Origin of the sequence: Nocardia cerradoensis NBRC 101014, assembly GCF_000308535.1 — a bacterium.
Taxonomy (GTDB): Bacteria; Actinomycetota; Actinomycetes; order Mycobacteriales; family Mycobacteriaceae; genus Nocardia; species Nocardia cerradoensis.
This window is the reverse complement of sequence record NZ_BAFW01000111.1, coordinates 1-15,903: the sequence shown is the minus strand read 5'-3', so window position 1 is coordinate 15,903 and position 15,903 is coordinate 1. Positions and strand designations below refer to the sequence as shown.

The 15,903-nt window shown below is 68.9% G+C and carries 16 protein-coding genes; 9 read left to right on the top strand and 7 right to left on the bottom strand.

The features are described from left to right. The 7 genes from ON23_RS11870 (at position 1) to ON23_RS11840 (ending at position 7,133) form a co-directional block, all read left to right on the top strand. Positions 1-1,611 carry an ATP-binding protein gene (locus ON23_RS11870; RefSeq protein ID WP_420847567.1) on the top strand — a complete coding sequence of 537 codons (1,611 nt, stop codon included), beginning with the start codon at positions 1-3 and terminating at the stop codon, positions 1,609-1,611. 30 nt (positions 1,612-1,641) lie between these two features. After that, the gene (locus ON23_RS11865) at positions 1,642-1,869 is read left to right on the top strand and encodes a hypothetical protein (RefSeq protein ID WP_039778153.1); all 228 of its coding nucleotides are present in this window, start codon (positions 1,642-1,644) and stop codon (positions 1,867-1,869) included. Between the two features lie 18 nt (positions 1,870-1,887). Continuing rightward, positions 1,888-2,907 (top strand): alpha/beta hydrolase, encoded by a 1,020-nt coding sequence (locus tag ON23_RS11860; RefSeq protein WP_051042480.1) that lies wholly within the window; start codon positions 1,888-1,890, stop codon positions 2,905-2,907. Positions 2,908-2,927: 20 nt separating this feature from the next. Further along, entirely contained in the window at positions 2,928-3,830 is a 903-nt protein-coding gene (locus tag ON23_RS11855) for an SDR family NAD(P)-dependent oxidoreductase (RefSeq protein WP_051042500.1), read from the top strand. A gap of 1 nt (position 3,831) precedes the next feature. Next, a complete protein-coding gene (locus ON23_RS11850; RefSeq protein WP_039778152.1) occupies positions 3,832-4,752 on the top strand; it encodes a ferritin family protein in 921 nt (306 codons plus the stop codon). Continuing rightward, entirely contained in the window at positions 4,749-6,275 is a 1,527-nt protein-coding gene (locus ON23_RS11845) for a flavin-containing monooxygenase (RefSeq protein ID WP_039778151.1), read from the top strand. Before ON23_RS11850 ends, ON23_RS11845 begins: the two co-directional genes overlap by 4 nt. Positions 6,276-6,359: 84 nt before the next feature. After that, positions 6,360-7,133, top strand: coding sequence for a MerR family transcriptional regulator (locus tag ON23_RS11840; protein ID WP_306307119.1), 774 nt, complete (start codon positions 6,360-6,362; stop codon positions 7,131-7,133). Between the two features lie 15 nt (positions 7,134-7,148). Here ON23_RS11840 and ON23_RS11835 read toward each other — a convergent pair whose 3' ends face one another. After that, entirely contained in the window at positions 7,149-7,874 is a 726-nt protein-coding gene (locus tag ON23_RS11835; RefSeq protein WP_051042477.1) for a TetR/AcrR family transcriptional regulator C-terminal domain-containing protein, read from the bottom strand. A gap of 201 nt (positions 7,875-8,075) precedes the next feature. On the opposite strand from ON23_RS11835, the gene ON23_RS11830 reads away from it, so the two are divergent. Further along, entirely contained in the window at positions 8,076-8,732 is a 657-nt protein-coding gene (locus tag ON23_RS11830; RefSeq protein WP_051042473.1) for a TetR/AcrR family transcriptional regulator, read from the top strand. On the opposite strand, the gene ON23_RS11825 is transcribed toward ON23_RS11830, so the two are convergent. After that, positions 8,725-10,323, bottom strand: coding sequence for a GMC oxidoreductase (locus ON23_RS11825; protein WP_039778150.1), 1,599 nt, complete (start codon positions 10,321-10,323; stop codon positions 8,725-8,727). The two genes, ON23_RS11830 and ON23_RS11825, sit on opposite strands and share 8 nt — an antisense overlap. 289 nt (positions 10,324-10,612) lie before the next feature. On the opposite strand from ON23_RS11825, the gene ON23_RS11820 reads away from it, so the two are divergent. Further along, complete coding sequence (locus tag ON23_RS11820; RefSeq protein WP_039778162.1) at positions 10,613-11,182, top strand: TetR family transcriptional regulator; 570 nt, start codon at positions 10,613-10,615, stop codon at positions 11,180-11,182. 12 nt (positions 11,183-11,194) lie between these two features. Here ON23_RS11820 and ON23_RS11815 read toward each other — a convergent pair whose 3' ends face one another. The 5 genes from ON23_RS11815 to ON23_RS11795 form a co-directional block, all read right to left on the bottom strand. Further along, positions 11,195-12,466 (bottom strand): cytochrome P450, encoded by a 1,272-nt coding sequence (locus ON23_RS11815; RefSeq protein ID WP_051042470.1) that lies wholly within the window; start codon positions 12,464-12,466, stop codon positions 11,195-11,197. 15 nt (positions 12,467-12,481) lie between these two features. Then, the gene (locus tag ON23_RS11810; protein WP_039778149.1) at positions 12,482-12,922 is read right to left on the bottom strand and encodes a hypothetical protein; all 441 of its coding nucleotides are present in this window, start codon (positions 12,920-12,922) and stop codon (positions 12,482-12,484) included. Positions 12,923-12,941: 19 nt separating this feature from the next. After that, positions 12,942-13,763, bottom strand: coding sequence for a mycofactocin-coupled SDR family oxidoreductase (locus ON23_RS11805; RefSeq protein ID WP_039778148.1), 822 nt, complete (start codon positions 13,761-13,763; stop codon positions 12,942-12,944). 51 nt (positions 13,764-13,814) lie between these two features. Next, on the bottom strand, positions 13,815-15,467 hold the full coding sequence (locus tag ON23_RS11800; protein ID WP_039778147.1) for an MFS transporter: 1,653 nt from the start codon (positions 15,465-15,467) through the stop codon (positions 13,815-13,817). Between the two features lie 121 nt (positions 15,468-15,588). Continuing rightward, positions 15,589-15,825, bottom strand: coding sequence for a hypothetical protein (locus ON23_RS11795; RefSeq protein ID WP_039778146.1), 237 nt, complete (start codon positions 15,823-15,825; stop codon positions 15,589-15,591). Positions 15,826-15,903: the final 78 nt, after the last annotated feature.

The window sequence follows — 15,903 nt, the reverse complement described above, 5'->3', positions numbered from 1 at the left end:
ATGACAGTGCCACGCGACCATGTCGACGCCTGGTCCTTCGACGATCTGGTCCGCGCGGCGGCGAATCAGGCCGGGCCCCTGCGGATCGAGACGCTGGAGACGGCCCTCGCGCTGTGGCGCGGAGACGCCTACGGCGACTACCGGTGGGCGCGCGGAGAAGCCGCGAAACTCGGTGAACTCCGTTCGGCCGCAGTGGAAATGCTCGCGGAGGCGCGTATCCGGCAGGGGCGGCCGGAACAGGCCGTCGCCGAACTCGAAACGCATCTGCACGCCCATCCCGCACGCGAACGGGCCTGGCTGCTGCAGGCGCGCGGGCTGTGGCAGGCCGGGCGGCGGGAGGACGCGCTGGCGGCACTGCGGCGGGCCCGCACCCGGCTCGGCGCGGAGGCCGGCCTGGATCCCAGCGCCGAACTGATCGCCCTCGAGCGCGAAATCCTCACCGCGGATACGGAATTGGGTGAGCACCGATTGTGGCGTGAGACCGTCGCCGCCTCCGGTGCCCTCGGCCCGCGCAGCCGCCTCACCTCCTCCGCCGACCTGTTGCGTGGTCTGGCCCTCACCGACGCGACCGGTCTGATGACCGCCCAGGACCGCCGGGCGCGCGCGATCGACGACTTGTCCGCGATCGACGATCCCGAACTCACGGCCACCGCGCTGACCCGCATGGAGGTCCCCGGCGTCTGGTCGGTACTCGACGACCCGGCCCGGTCGGCGCGCGTGGCCGAGGCCGCCCGCACCACCCTCGAACGCTTGGACGCCGAGTCCGCGCCCGCGCTGCGCGCCCGGCTGCTCGCGCTGTTCGCCGTCGAAACCCGCGGCCGCCGTGGCACGTCCGGTGCCGAGGCCGCCCGCGCCGCCGAACGCATCGCTCGCGACCTGGGTGATCCGTCCGTGCTCGTACTCGCGCTCGACGCCCGATTCCTGCAGTCCTTCCACACCCCGGGGCGGTGGCCGATGCGGGCGCGGCTCGGACATGAGCTCGTCACCCTGTCGAGCCGGCACGACCTGTCGACCTACCTGATCCTGGGGCATCTCGTCGCGATGCAGGCCGCGGCCGCACTGGGTGACGTGGCCGCCGCCGACGAGCACGCCGCCGCGGCCGACCGGTTCGCGGTGCGCTACGAGCGCGACCTGGTCGGCGTGTTCACCACCTGGTACCGCGCGCTGCGCACCGTGCTCACCGACCGGCCGGAGCCGGAGGTGGCGGACGCCTACGACCGCGCACTCGCCACCCTGCCGGGCTGCGGAATGCCCGGTGTGGCAGCCGGTCTCGCGCCGCTGACCCGCCTGTGCCTCGCGCTGCGGGCCGGCCGCGATCCGGCCGAATTCGCCGCGGTCGACTTCGGGCCCAACACCCCCTACGTCGCCGCGCTGCTGCGACCCGGGCACGCTCACGAGCTGCTGCGTGCGGCGCCTGCTCCGCCGCCGGACCATCTGGCCGAATTGCGTTGGGCGCTACTGGGAATCGCTGCCGATCGTGTCGCGGACCGGGAGACCGCGCGCCACGTGCACCGCGCGCTGAGCCCGGCGCGCGGCGAACTGCTGGGAGCGGGAACCGGCATGCTGAGCCTCGGTCCGGCCGGCGTGCTCTTGGATCGGTGGGCACCGTAACGAAACATCCGGCGGTGCGATCCCTCGGATGTGAGTATCAACGGCCTCTCGGCCGCCCAGCAGCGCGCCGCGTTGCGCCGCCTCGTGGTGGCCTTCGGTGAACTGAACACCATCGTCGAACTCGCCGCGGCCGAGGCTTCTCCGGATCTGCGCGAACATGCCGAAATCGCGCGGGACATGCTCGGCGCCCTGGTCACGGAGGTGGCGCAGCCCTCTCGCGACCGCCGATGCTATCTGCCATTGACAAATGGCACATAGGTAGCTGATGCTCGGTACATGGAGACGAGAAGGTCAACGGAGACCTCGCCGTCGGCCACCGCACCGGTCCCGTCGTCACCGTCGCTGCGTGCGCGGCTGGCGCTGACCGCGGGACGGTACGGGGTACGGCCGATCAACTGCCTGCTGCCGGCGAATCCGCTCGGCATCGCCGCCGCCCGCGGGCTGGTCGCGTCGATCATGGCCCTGTGCGGACCGGTGCTGCCGGGAACCCATGTGACACAGGTTCGTTCGGGTTCGCTGCGCGGGGAATGGGTACGCGCGGCCGGAGTCGCCCACGGCGATCGAGCCCTGTACTACGTGCACGGCAGCGGCTATGTCATCTGCTCGGCGCGCACCCATCGCGGACTGGCGTCGCGACTGTCTCGCGCCACCGGACTCCCGGTCTTCGTCGTCGACTATCGGCTCGCGCCCGAACACCCCTTTCCCGCCGCGGCCGACGATGTGGCCGAGGGCTACCGCTGGCTGCTGGCCCACGGCTACCGGGCCGCGGACCTGGTGATCGGCGGTGACTCGGCCGGGGGGCATCTGTGTATGGACCTGCTGCTCGACAATGCGCGCACCGGCCGCGCGCAGCCGGCCGGCGCGGTGCTGTTCTCACCGCTGATCGATCTGTCCTTCGAACTGGCCCGCAACTGTGAACGCCGCGCCACCGAAGCCATGGCCTCCGCGCGCACCGGCCGCGCGGCGGTGCGGTTGTACACCGGCGACGAACCCGGCGATTCGCCACGGCTGCGGCTGCGCATCCCGGCCGGAATCGCGTTGCCGCCGTTGTTCGTTCAGGTGAGCGGCGCGGAAATGCTCGCCGACGACGCCCACCACCTCCGCGATCTCGCCCGCGCCGCCGGCGTGCCGTGCGAACTGGAGGTGTGGCCCGGCCAGATCCACGTCTTCCAGGCGCTGCCGCTGGCCGTACCGGAGGCCGGCGCCGCACTGCGCCGCGCGGCCGCCTTCATCACCGGTGTGCTCGCACGATCCCGTGCGGCACAACCGGTCTCGAGTGCCCGAGAGGCGGGATAGCGATGTGGATCGTGGATGCGATGGCCGGGGCGAGTGCGGCGCTGCGGTCGGTGATCGGCGGTGGTGACCGCACCTACGAAGCGAAGGCCGTCGTCACCGGGGCCGGCAGCGGCATCGGGCGCGCCTTCGCGCTGGAGCTGGCCCGGCGCGGGGGTGAGGTGATCTGTGCCGATATCGACCTCGGCCGCGCCGAGGAGACGGTCGCGCTCATCGATCGCACCCACGGCCGCCGCGCGCACGCCTTTCGCTGCGATGTGGCCGAGCGCGCGGAGATGGAATCGCTGGCGCGCCACAGCGTCTCGATCTTCGGCGGCCCGCCGACCCTGGTGATCAACAACGCCGGTGTCGGCATCGGCGGAAAACCGGTGGGCGACATCGGCTTCGAGGACTGGCAGTGGGCGCTGGGCATCAACCTGTGGGGCGTGGTGCACGGATGCGAACTGTTCGTGCCCCAACTGCGCCGCGCCGGCCGCGGCGGCATCATCAACGTGGCCTCGGCGGCCGGATTCGCCGCCGCGCCCGCGATGGCGCCCTACAACGTCTCCAAAGCGGCCGTGGTGTCGCTGTCGGAAACCCTCGCCGCCGAACTGTCCGGCACCGGCGTGGCCGTGACGGTGCTGTGCCCGACCTTCGTACGCACCAACGTCGCCCGCGACGGGCGCATCACCGCCGGATCGGCCCGGCTGGCCACCGAACTGATGCGCTGGACCGGTTTCTCGCCCGACCACGTCGCGCGCATCACCCTCGACGCCCACGAGCGCGGCCGCCTGCATGTGCTGCCGCAGCTGGACGCGGTGGTCGTCTGGCATCTCAAACGTCATTTCCCGGCCACCTACACCCGGGCCCTCGGCGTGCTGAACCGGGTGCTGCCGCACGACGATTCGGCTCCGGCACCGGCCGGCAGCGCGAAGACAGGAGCCTGACATGTCCTTGGACTTCGACGATATGCTGGCCAAGATCAAGTCCCGGCAGTGGGCACTGGCCGATATCGACTGGGACGCACCGGGTGCGGAACTCATCGACCCCGGCCTGCACGCCAAGCTGACGCCGTTCATGGCGGATCTGATGTGGATCGAGAACGTCGGCGCGCGCGGCTTCGCGGCGATGGCGAAGAAGGCCCCGACGCAGACGCTGCGCGAGATCTACCGGTATTTCCACGCCGAGGAACAACGCCACGCCAATGCCGAACTGGCCCTGATGCGGCGCTGGGGCATGCTCGACGGCGACGAGATCCCCGAACCGAATATCAACGTCAAGCTGGTCATCGACTTCCTCGACAAATACGCCGACGGCATGTCGCTGTCGTTTCTGGGCACCGTGATCCCGATGCTGGAGGTGGCCCTCGACGGCGCGCTGATCAAATTCGTCACCGACGAGATCGCCGATCCGGTCGCCCAGGAGGTGTTCCGCAAGATCAACTCCGACGAATCCCGGCATCTGGCCACCGATTACGCAGTGATGGAACTGCTCGGGCACGCCACCGCCCGGAAACTGGCGATCGACCTGGTCGGCGGCTGGGCGAAGCCCTCGCTGATGATCGGTGTGCTCAGCTATGTGCCGCTGCTGAACAAGATGCGCGACAACATCGTCGCGATGGGTGTCGACGAGGACAAACTGTATGCCGCGATGCGCCGGTTCAAGGCGGTCGGGGAGCGCACGCCCGTGGTGAACCGGGTGCCGATGTACCGCATCGTCAAGATGCACAGCGATTGGGTGGTCAACCGCGACCACCCCTACCACCTGCTGGCCGACGTGCTGGTGAAGGTGACCGCCCGCATCCCCGACCGGGTGCTTCCCGCGCAGCCGACCTGGTCGAAGGAACTGACCTACGAGCCGGTCGCATGAACACGGGCCGATACACCGTGTTGGACGTCGCGATCGTCGGCGCCGGATTCGCCGGGATCGGCGCCGCGATCCGGTTGCGGCAGCGCGGAATCACGAATATCGCGATCTTCGAACGGGACCGGCGCGTGGGCGGCACCTGGCGCGACAACACCTATCCCGGGGCGGCCTGCGACATCCCTTCGCGGCTGTACTCCTACAGCTTCGCGCCGAATCCGGATTGGTCGCAGACCTACTCCGGCAGTGCCGAAATCCTCGGCTACATCGATGCGATGGTCGAGAGGTTCGCACTCGGCGATTCGATTCGCTTCGGGCACACCGTATCCGGACTGACCTACGACGAGGCGGCGGGGGAATGGGAGATCGCCTTCGCCGCCGGTCGCGCACCGGTGCGGGCCCGCTCGGTGGTGGTCGCGTCCGGACCGCTGGCCAACGCGAGCCTGCCGGACATCCCGGGGCGCGACAGCTACGAGGGTCATATGATCCACTCCGCCCGCTGGGATCACGACTACGACTTCACCGGCAAGAAGGTGGCCGTGGTCGGCACCGGCGCCAGTGCGGTGCAGATCGTCCCGGAACTCGTCGAACGGGCCGGGTCGGTGAAGGTCTTCCAGCGCACGCCGGGCTGGGTCCTGCCGCGGATCAACCGGCACACCACCGGCCTGACCCGGCAGCTGTACCGGCACCTGCCGCGCACCGAGCAGCTTGCCCGGCAGGCCTGGTTCTGGGGGCACGAATCGGTGGCGCTGGGCGTGGTGTGGAATACGCCGCTGACCCGGATCGTGGAATCGGTAGCCCTGGCCCATCTGCACAGCCAGGTCCGTGATCCGTGGTTGCGGCGGCAGTTGACGCCCGACTTCCGCGCCGGATGCAAGCGGCTGCTGATGAGCAGCGACTACTACCCGGCGCTGCAGCGCGACAACTGCACACTGGTCACCTGGCCGATCGCGGGAATGTCGCCCGCGGGAATCCGCACCGCCGAGGGGATCGAGCACCGGTTCGACTGCATCGTGTTCGCCACCGGTTTCGAGGTGTCCAAGGCCGGTGCGCCGATTCCGATCACCGGCCGGGGCGGGCGCGTGCTCGACGACGAATGGCGAAGGGGCGCATACGCGTACAAGAGTGTGACCGTCGCCGGTTATCCGAATCTGTTCTTCACCTTCGGACCCAATTCCGGCCCCGGGCACAATTCGGCGCTGGTGTACATGGAGGCGCAGATCGACTATCTCGCGGCGGCGATCGGCATGCTGCTCGAGCGCAATCTGCATTCGCTCGAGGTGCGCCGCGACCGGCAGGACCGCTACAACCACCGCCTGCAGCGCAGGCTGCGGGCGACCACCTGGAATTCCGGGTGCCGCAGCTGGTATCTCACCGAGGACGGGTTCAACGCGACCATGTTCCCGGGCTTCGGCAGTCAGTTCACCGGTCAGCTCGCCACGGTCGATCCGCGCGACTATGTGCTGATCCCCGGGCGGGGCGGCGGGCGCGCGCCCGTCGCCGATCGGGCGGTGACCTCGTTGGGCTAATGTCGACACGATGCGTGGCGCCCGAGCTGCTCACAGGGGCCGGGGGCGGGTGCGACGCGGGTCGGCGTCCGGCACGAGGAAAGGGTGGGCGAGAACGGGATGGCGGAGTACCGCATCGATGAACTCGCCCGTGCCGCAGGCACAACCAGCCGCAATGTGCGCGCCTACCAGGAGCGCGGCCTGCTGCCGCCGCCGGTGCGCCGGATCGGGCGTGCGCTGATCTACGACGACTCCCATCTGGAGCGGTTGAAGATCATCGACGTGCTGTTGCAGCGCGGGTTCACCACCGCCCATATCGCCGATTTCATCACCGGCTGGGAAACGGGGAAGGACCTCACCGAGATCCTGGGACTGCAGCACGCGGTCACCGCCGCCTGGGGGCAGCAGGACGAGACGCTTCAGGTGCCCCGCGAGTTGATCGACACCTTCCTCGGTGAGGAGGCGGCCGATCCGGCGATCCTGGAACGTCTCGCCGAACTCGGGCTGGCCCGGATCGGCACGGAGACAGTCGAATTCACCGATCCGCAGCTGCTCGAGAACTTCGCGGAACTGCACGGCTACGGGTTCCGGCTGGGCCGGCTGGCCGATCTGCAGGCGGCCGTCAGCGGACGCCTCGACGAGATCGCCCACGACATGATGGCGGCGGCCAAGGAACATATCGTCGACGCGCACGGCCCCGGCTGGCTGCCCGACACCGACGACGAGATCGCCGAAACCGCCAAGATGCTCACTCATTTGCGCGGTCTCGCCGTCACCGCGGTGAACAACACCCTGGCACGGTCGCTGGATCGCGTGCTGCGGGAGGAACTGGGCGACTACCTCGCCGAGGCCGTGGACCGCCGCGCCAAGGAGAACTGACCCGCTCCTGCGCGGTCAGGGCCGGCCGGGAGCCCTCCCGGGCGCCGCCGGTGCGCCCGCGCCGTGCCGGATTTCCAGTCGCCGTTCCAGTCCCTCGATGATCAGGGCGAGATCGAATTCGAACTGCTCACCCACGCGCCCGTCGGTCTCGCGAGCGGCGGCGACCGCACGCAGCAGCGGAAATCCCGGCTCGTTGCCCAGCGTGCGCCGCACCGCGGCCGCCTGCGGGTCGATCGGCCCGCCGCCGGCGTCGAGCGCCTCGCGCGCGGCCGAATAGGCCATTGCCGCAACGAGTTTCAGCGTGCGCCCGGCTTCGCTGGTGTCCAGTCCGGCGCGGACCAGCGCCGCCATGGTTCGCTCGACCAGTCGCAGCGCCGACAACCCCGCCTTCCCGTCGAACCGGACGTAGGCGATGAGCGCACCGACCTGCACCAAGGCGTCGACGACCGCGTGCCCGAACAATCGCAGCAATTCGCGCCAGTCCGCGCGCTCGGGCAGATCGACCCGGCCGAACCGCGTGTCGAACGCGTCGAACGCGACCAGTTCGAGCAGGCCTTGGCGATCGCTGACGTGATAGTTGAGCGATTTGCGATGCACGCCCAGCGCATCGGCCACCGCCTGCATGGTCAGATTCTCCGGCTCCAGATCGCGGGCGGCGGCGAGGATGCGGCGGCGGTTCAGCCGGGGCGGACGCCCGCGGCGACGCCCCGCAGCGACCACGGCCTCACCGGAATCTGCCATGGGTGGCCTCGCTGTTCCTCGGAAGGCGGCGGTCGGCACGACGCGTCGCACAACACTGGGCGAGCGCGCCGCATGTCGAGCGTAGCCGCTTTTTCCCGGCCGGAGAAAATAATTTGGGAACTTTCCCGGGTCTCCGCGGGGCCGTGCGCCGGGCTAGGATCGGCGATCGGTCCTCGGGCGAAGACCAGGCAGGAGTAGGTGATGGCGTCGAAAGCCGCCGGGCAGCGTCGCCGGCCCACCCAGGAGCGGGCCAAGGCGACCCGGGAGCACATTCTCGACACCGCCGCCCGGCTGTTCGGTGAGCGCGGCATCGCCAACACCTCGACCAACCGGATCGCCGCCGAGGCCGGTATGAGCATCGGGACCGTGTACCGCTACTTCTCCGATCGCACCGTCATCGTCGAGGAGTTGCTCGCGCGCCTGCTCGAGAACATCGAAAAGCGCGCCACCGAAAGCATTTTCGATCGCTCCGACGCCACCATGCACGAGCTGACCGCGCGCCTGCTGAACTCGATCGCCGAGGAACTGGTGGCCAACGCGCTGCTGGTCCGCGCCCTGGTCGCCGGGGTGCAGTTCTATAGCAGCGGCATTCCGGAATTCGAGCCGCGGTTGCGCCTGCTGATCAAGGTGCTGCTGATCCAGGTGCTCGGCCCCGGCGACGATCACGAATACGACGTGATGACCTTCGTCGTGATCAACACCGGCTTCTCGGCGGTGCTGCGGGCCTCGGCCATCGAATTCGACGAGCAGCAGCGCCGCGAGGCCATCGACATGACGGCGCACATGATCGGCGACTGGATCGAAGCCGAGGCCGCGCGGCGCAGCGGCGCCGGTGCCCCGGCCCCGCGCCTCAGATGACGGTGCCGATATCGGTGGCGACGATGCGGTCGAGCGCGCGTTCGGCGACCGCGGCGATGGTCATCGACGGATTGCAGGCCGCGGTACTGCCGGGGATCAGGGCGCCGTCGAGAACGTAGAGCCCGCGCGTGCCGTGCACTCGGCCCTCCAGGTCGCAGACCGTGCCCATGGGCGCGCCACCGAGCGGATGCCAGGTGCTCGGGGCCGCGGCATTGGTGTCGAACACCGTGGAGCCGGGTCCAGCGATGGCATGGACGCGCGCGGCGATGCGCTGCTGCAGGGCGGCGTCGGCGTCGGCGGGCCAGTACAGCTTCGCGTCGTCGGTGGCTGCGTCGTAGGCGAGATGTCCCCGGCCGTCGGTGATTCCGAATCCGACCAGCATGGTCGAATGCGCGTCCACCCCGGCCGGCGGAATCGACGCCTGGATCACGGTATTGGCGATGGCCGGGTCGTCCCACTCCTTGCTGCCGTAGACCACCGGCCCGCCCTGGGCGGTGCCGAAATCGTCGGTGGCGCTGGTCCAGGTGAAGATCCGGTCGCCGTTGTTGCCCCACTGCCCACCGAGGCCGTCGGGCAGATCCGCGATCTGTCCCTTCGCGGCGGCCCGCAGCAGCAGCTTGGTGGTGTTGATACTGCCCGCGGCCATGATCAGCGCGTTCGAGGTGAGAACGAGGTGTTCGACGACCCGCCCGGCGGTGTCGATCCGATCCACGCTGATCTGCCAGCGGCCGTCGGGCGTCCGCGCCACATCGGTGACCTCGTGCTGGGTTCGCACGGTGGCGCGGCCGGTCGCCTCGGCGCGGGCCAGATAGGTGACATCGACGGAATGTTTGCCGCCGTTGTTCACCCCGAGCGCGCAGTCGCCGTTGATGTAGGAGGGTTTCATCTCGCCGCGCACCTCGCGCAGCGCGAAGCTCCAGTCGATCGGCATGGGGATCTTCGACAGCTCGTAGCCGGCCGCGCCGACGTTGCGCGCGAACGCCCGGGAGGGCAGATAGGTGGGGCTGTCGATCAGCTCGTCGGGCGCCACGCCGGTGCCCAGCATCCGCGCCACCCGGGGATAGTGCTCCCGCGCCATCAGCGCGTAGTCGAGTTCGGCGGGGAAGACCTCGGAGAAGGTCGCCTCGGTCGGCTGCAGCGTCATGCCCTGATACACCAGCGAGCCGCCGCCGACACCCGCGGCGCAGACCGCGGTCATGTTCTCCCCGACGACCGCCTCGAGCAGGCCGGGGTACGGCTCGAGCGCCACCGGCACGCCCAGCACCTCGGGAGCGGACCGGTACCAGAGCATGCGCCGGTCCGGCCGGGACGGATGCGGGAAGGTGTCGGCATCGGGGCCGGTCGGCCAGCGCATACCGCGTTCGAGGACCAGCACGTCGACACCGGCCTCGGCCAGTCGTAGCGCGCTGACGCCGCCGCCGAATCCGGAGCCGATGATGACGACCCGATGATCTTCCCTGGTCAGCGGGACCGACGTCTGTCGTCGCCCGGTGGTCATCCAAGGCTGGGCGCTCGCGGTGGCCGCGGTGGCCAGAGTCAGTCCGGCGGCGGTGGCGCCGAGCAGAAAGGAGCGTCGCTTCATCGGGGTCATGCACTCTCCATCAAGACCTACAGGTACGTAACATCGGTCGCGTGGTTCGCCTAGGATGCGAAAACAGGGTGCGCGCCCGGCGAGTGTGACCGAAACCAACCGGACAATAGTCTCCGGTTGCTAGGGCAGTGTGTACGACCGAGCTCGTCTCGTCAACTGCAACGTGTTCCCATCGAGGTGGTGGCGGTTCCGCTTCGTGAAATCCGCACGCGCCGAAGGACACCGGGCGCGAACGGCGGCATCGGTCCGCCGTGCCGAGTCGTGGAACGCGTGCGGTAACGTCGGTCAGATGACCGCGTCACCCCGGGCCAATCGAGGGCCGAAGGCCGCCGCGGCGAACCGACGGGCGTTGGTTCGCGCGGCGCGAGAGGTGTTCGCCGAGAACGGTTTCGACGCACCGCTGAACTCGATCGCCCGCGCGGCGGGAGTGGGCCCGGGCGTGTTGTACCGGCACTTCCCGACCCGGGAATCGATGATTCTGGCGGTGTTCGACGACAACGTCGTCGCCATCGAGGAGGTGGCGAACCGGCCGGGGACCACGGCGGTGGATCTGCTGGATTTCATCGTCGACCAGATCGCGGTCTCGGCCGGATTCATCGCCACCATCGACCCCACCGGCTTCGACGATCCGCGGCTGTTCGAGGTGTCGCGCCGGCTCGTCGACCTGATCGGCGCGAAACTGTCCGATACCGATCTGCGCGGCTCGCTGCGCCCGGAACTCACCGCCGAGGATGTCGTGACGGCGCTGGCCATGCTGGCGGCCGTACTGATCAAGACCGAACTTCCGGCGCGTCAGGCCACCGCGCGGCGCGCCTGGGGTCTGCTGATGCGCGGGCTCAGCCGCGAATCCGGCAGCTGAGCCGCTCCGTCATCAGCGCAGGCTGAGCGGCAGGCGTTTGACGCCGTGCACGAAATCGCTGTGCACATAGTCCGGTTCGCCCACACGGAATTCCGGCAGTCGGGTCAGCAGTTCCCGGAACAGATGGCGCAGTTCCATTTTCGCGAGTTGCCTGCCGAGGCAGAAGTGCGGTCCCGGACCGCCGAAACCCACATGGGGATTGGGGGAGCGGGACAGGTCGAAGTCGTGCGGCCGGTCGAAAACGGTCGCATCGCGATTGGCGGAACAGTAGAACAGCACCAGCTTCTCACCCGCCGCGACGGGCGTCCCGGCGACCTCGGTATCGATGGTCGCGTGCCGCGCGAAATGCATCACCGGCGTCGCCCAGCGCACGAATTCCTCGACCGCGCCGTCGATGCGGTCGTCGAAATCCGCCAGCAACCAGGTCCGCTGCTCGGGATGTGCGGCCAGTGCGGCGAGGGCGTGCGAACTCGCCTGTTTGGTGGTGTCGTTGCCGGCCGAGCCGAGCAGCACCGTGAACGCGCCGATCTCCTCGTCGGTGAGCCGGTGCCCGTCGACCTCCGCGGCGACGATTCCGGACATGAGGTCCTCGCGCGGCCGGTCGCGCCGCCGCCGCGCGAGGTCGATACCCGCACCGGTGAGCACCGACAGCTGCGTCATCAGGTGCGGGGCGCGTTCGGCCAGGCTCGCGTACTCCTCGTCGGTCGTGCTGAACAGGCTCTCCGCCGCGAAGGCCACCGGTTCCCGGTCCACCGGGTCCAGGCCGATCATGTCGGAGATGGTGCGCATCGGCAGCTTCTTGGCGTAGGTCGCCGCGAAGTCGACCGTGCCATGGGCCCGTAGGTCGGCGAGGAGCTCGTCGACGACGGCGGCCGCGTTGGCGCGGATCTGAGATTCGATGCGGCGCACCTGTTTCGGCGTGAACGCCACGCTGATCAGTTTGCGATAGCGGGTATGTTCGGGTGGATCCATGGTCAGGAAGAACGAGATGGCGCGTTGCATCTCGGCCGGCATCGGATCCATGCTGATCCCCATCCGGGAGCAGAAGATCTCCGGATGGCGGCTGATGTGCTGGATGTCGGCGTGGCGGGTGACCGCCCAGTAGCCGCGCTCCTCGTGCGGGAAGATCGACTCGACGGGGGGATGCCAGCTCAGCCCGGGTTCCGATCGCAACGTTGCGAAGGTTCGGTCGCGGGTTCGGAAGTCGTTGTGCCAGAACGTCGGATCGGAGACGTCAAGTGCGTGGAAGCGTCGCAGGGACGTGCGCGGCCGGTCGGCGGACATCGCATGGGCCCGGTTTCAGGCGGCCAGGTCGGAGGGTTCGAACGGTGCGAAGAAGGCGCCCATCCCGCCCGCGGCCAGCACATCACCCAGGGCGATGAAATCGTAACTGCCACCTGATTTTCCGGCGACCGCGCGCACCTCGGCCAGAATTTCGCCGGTGTCGTGGCGCAGCAGCCGGCGCCGCGCCCGGGACAGCTCCTCCGCCGGCACCTGCCCTTCGGCCTGGGCCAGCATCAGATGCAGGCACAACTGCTGGGCCGGGGTCGCCGGACCGGGCGGGCGACCCGAGGACAGGTCGGCCTCGAGCTGGTCGAAGGTCTGGGCCAGGTAGAACAGGAAGACCGGGCGGGGGCTGTGCAGCAGGACGGCGCGCACCTCGTCGCCGAGCAGTCGCGCCGCGCGGCACAGCGGCGCGGTGAGCCGCGGGGTCGGTCCGTTGCTGTCGAAGTCGCTCATCTGTTCTCTCCCAACCACTTCAGTACTGGGTGCTGCCCTGATCCACCGGGATGGCCGCCGCGGTGAGATACCGCGATTCGTCGGAGGCCAGCCAGCAGACGGTGTCGGCGATGTCCTCCGGTTCGAGTACCCACGTCGGCAGGAACGGCGTCATCATGTGGGCCAGTTGCGGATTGGTCTCCATGGCGGCGCCCAGCCGGGTCACCATCTCGCCGGTTCCCATCGCCGAATTCACCGGCCCCGGATGCACGCTGTTCACGCGGATGGCGTGCCTGCCGAGTTCGGCCGCCAGCGCGCGTGCCATTCCGGCGACCGCGTGCTTGCTGGCGGTGTAGTGCACCATGAACGGCTGCATCTTGATCCCCGCCGCCGAGCTGATCAGCACGATGGACCCGCCGCGCCCGCCCTCGACGAGATGCGGCGCCGCGACGGCGACGGTATTCCACGTGCCGGTCACATTGATGTCGATGACGTCGCGGAAGGACTGCGGGGTGATCGCGTCCCACGGTTCCGGGACCGCGATCCCCGCATTGGCCACCACGACGTCGAGCCGCCCGAAGTCGCCCACCCCTTCGTCGACGGTCTTGCGCAGGCCGTCGAGGTCGCGGGTGTCGACCGCCGCGGCGCGGATCCGCCGGCCGGTCGCCTCCACGAGGCGGACCGTCTCGGCCAGATCCGCGCCGGTCGCGGAATCGTAAGGGACACAGGGCGGTAGCGGTCCCGCGATGTCGACGGCGATGATGTCGGCACCCTCGCGCGCCATCCGCACCGCGTGCGCGCGGCCTTGGCCGCGGGCGGCCCCGGTGACGAATGCGACTCGGTCGGTGAGTCTGCCGGTCATGTGCCCTCCTGTGGCCCGATGCGGATTACTACGGCGCGAACGGGTTTCGACTCAGTGGGCAGTACCTCCGGTGCTCGGCCGGTTGTAGTAGCGCAGCAACAGCAGCGCCAGGACGAAGGCGACGGCGGATGCGCCGGCGAACACGTAGAAGATGTTCGTATACGCGGCGCCGTCCGGCAGTTGCGCCAACGGACCGGTGTTCAGTTTACGTTCCTCGACGTGTCCGGGAGCGTTGATGTGCAGAATCAGCGGATTGGCCGACATGACCGCCGCGACGGCGGCGGTGGCGGCCGCGGTGCCGAAACTGTTGAAGGCGCCGTACATTCCGGCGCTGATGCCCTGCTGTTCCTGCGGCACCGCCTCCACCACCATATTGGGCAGGGTGCCCAGATACGCACCCGCGCCGACACCGATGATCAGGGCGATCAGTGCCATCTGCCACACGCTGTCGTGGAAACGGGCGAACAGCAGACAGCCGATCACGAACGCGATGGTCGAGGCGAGGTAGGGCTTGAGCAACCCGATCCGGGTCGACATCCAGCCGCACAGCGGGGCGACGAGCACGTACACCAGCGCCAGGCCCAGCATGGCCTGCACGGTGAACTGCAGCAGCGTCAGGCCGAAACCGGGCAGGGTGCCCTCCACCGAGAAGTACGGGGTGACAGCCGATGTGGGGACCTGGATGTGCATCTGCTCGGAGGCCTGCTTCGCGGCTTCGGCGGCCGCGCCGTCGACGATCTGCTTCTTGATCGCCTCGCCCTCGGCCCCACCGGGTGTCTCCGCGAGATAGCCCATCGCGTAGGACAGGCCCTGCATGACGCCCACGGACAGGAAGGCCGCGGCGAGAATTCCGGCGAAGCGCGGGGCCCGCAACAACTTCGGATCCATGATCGGTTCCGGAGTGATCAGCTCCCACACGTAGAACGCCAGCAGCAGCACCACACCGCCGATGAGCCAGGCCAGCGCCGACAGTTCACCCCAGCCCCAGGTGGCGCCGTTGCTGAGATAGATGAGCACCCCGGCGATACCGGCGCCGAGCAGCACCGCACCGAGCAGGTCGATCTTGACCTTGGCGCGCAGTTTGGTCTCGGGAACCAGAAGCGCCAGCGGCAGAATCGTCACCACTGTCCAGATCACGCAGAACCAGAACAGTGACCGCCAGCTGTAGTGGTCGGTGAGGACGCCGCCGACCACGGGGCCCAGAATCGCGCCCACACCGGTACCGCCGCCCGCGAGGGCGATCGCCATGTTGAGATGGCGGCGCGGTGCGAGATCGCGGATCAGGCCGTAGGACACGAAGATCGCGGGGAAGGCCAGCCCCTGCAGTCCGCGCCCGAGCAGCATCAGCGTCCAGTTCGAGGTCAGCGCGTCGATGAGGCAGCCCAGGATCGACAGCAGCAGGCAGAACAGGATGATCTTCTTCTTGCCGACCAGATCGGACAATTTGCCGAAGACCGGTACCGCTACGCCGCCGATCAGCGAGTACAGCGTGGTCAGCCAGGTGAGCTGGCCGGCGTTCTGCTCGGGGAAGGATTCACCGATGAAGCGGGCGCTGAGACTGATGAACGTGAAGTGGAACGGGACGATCTCGGTGCTCGCGACGATCGCCACGATGATGAGAACGACACGGAGCGTGGAGGCGTTTTCCAGGCGTCCGGTGTCGTTGTCATCGGGGCTTTCGACGCTGGTGGTCGCGGTTGCCATGGGTAGTTCTTCTCCTTCACCGCCACCCGTGCGTCGGCTCGCTGCGGCCTGAGTGCGGTGAATCACATAATAGACATGTGAGAATCCAGTTTCCACTGAATGAGAAGTAGATTTCTATCGGTTACCCCGAGGACTGCAACCGGGCCACGAATTCGGCCACGGCGTCGGACGCGGGGTCGTAACCCGGGAAGTAGCAGCAGATGTCGCGGGCGTAGTCGCCGAAGCGGGCATGGGCCTGGGCCGCACAGTCGGCGGGGGACCCCGCCAGGGCGATGGTGCGGACCATCGGCTCGGTGATCAGCGCCCGCATCTCGGCGTAGCGGCCCTGCTTCGACAGGGCGTTGAGTTCGGGTTGCACCTCACCCAGCCTCGACGTCGAGGACCGGGCGGTAGGCCGGGGTGGAGGCGTAGAAGGCGATGAGCCGCGCGACCGCGT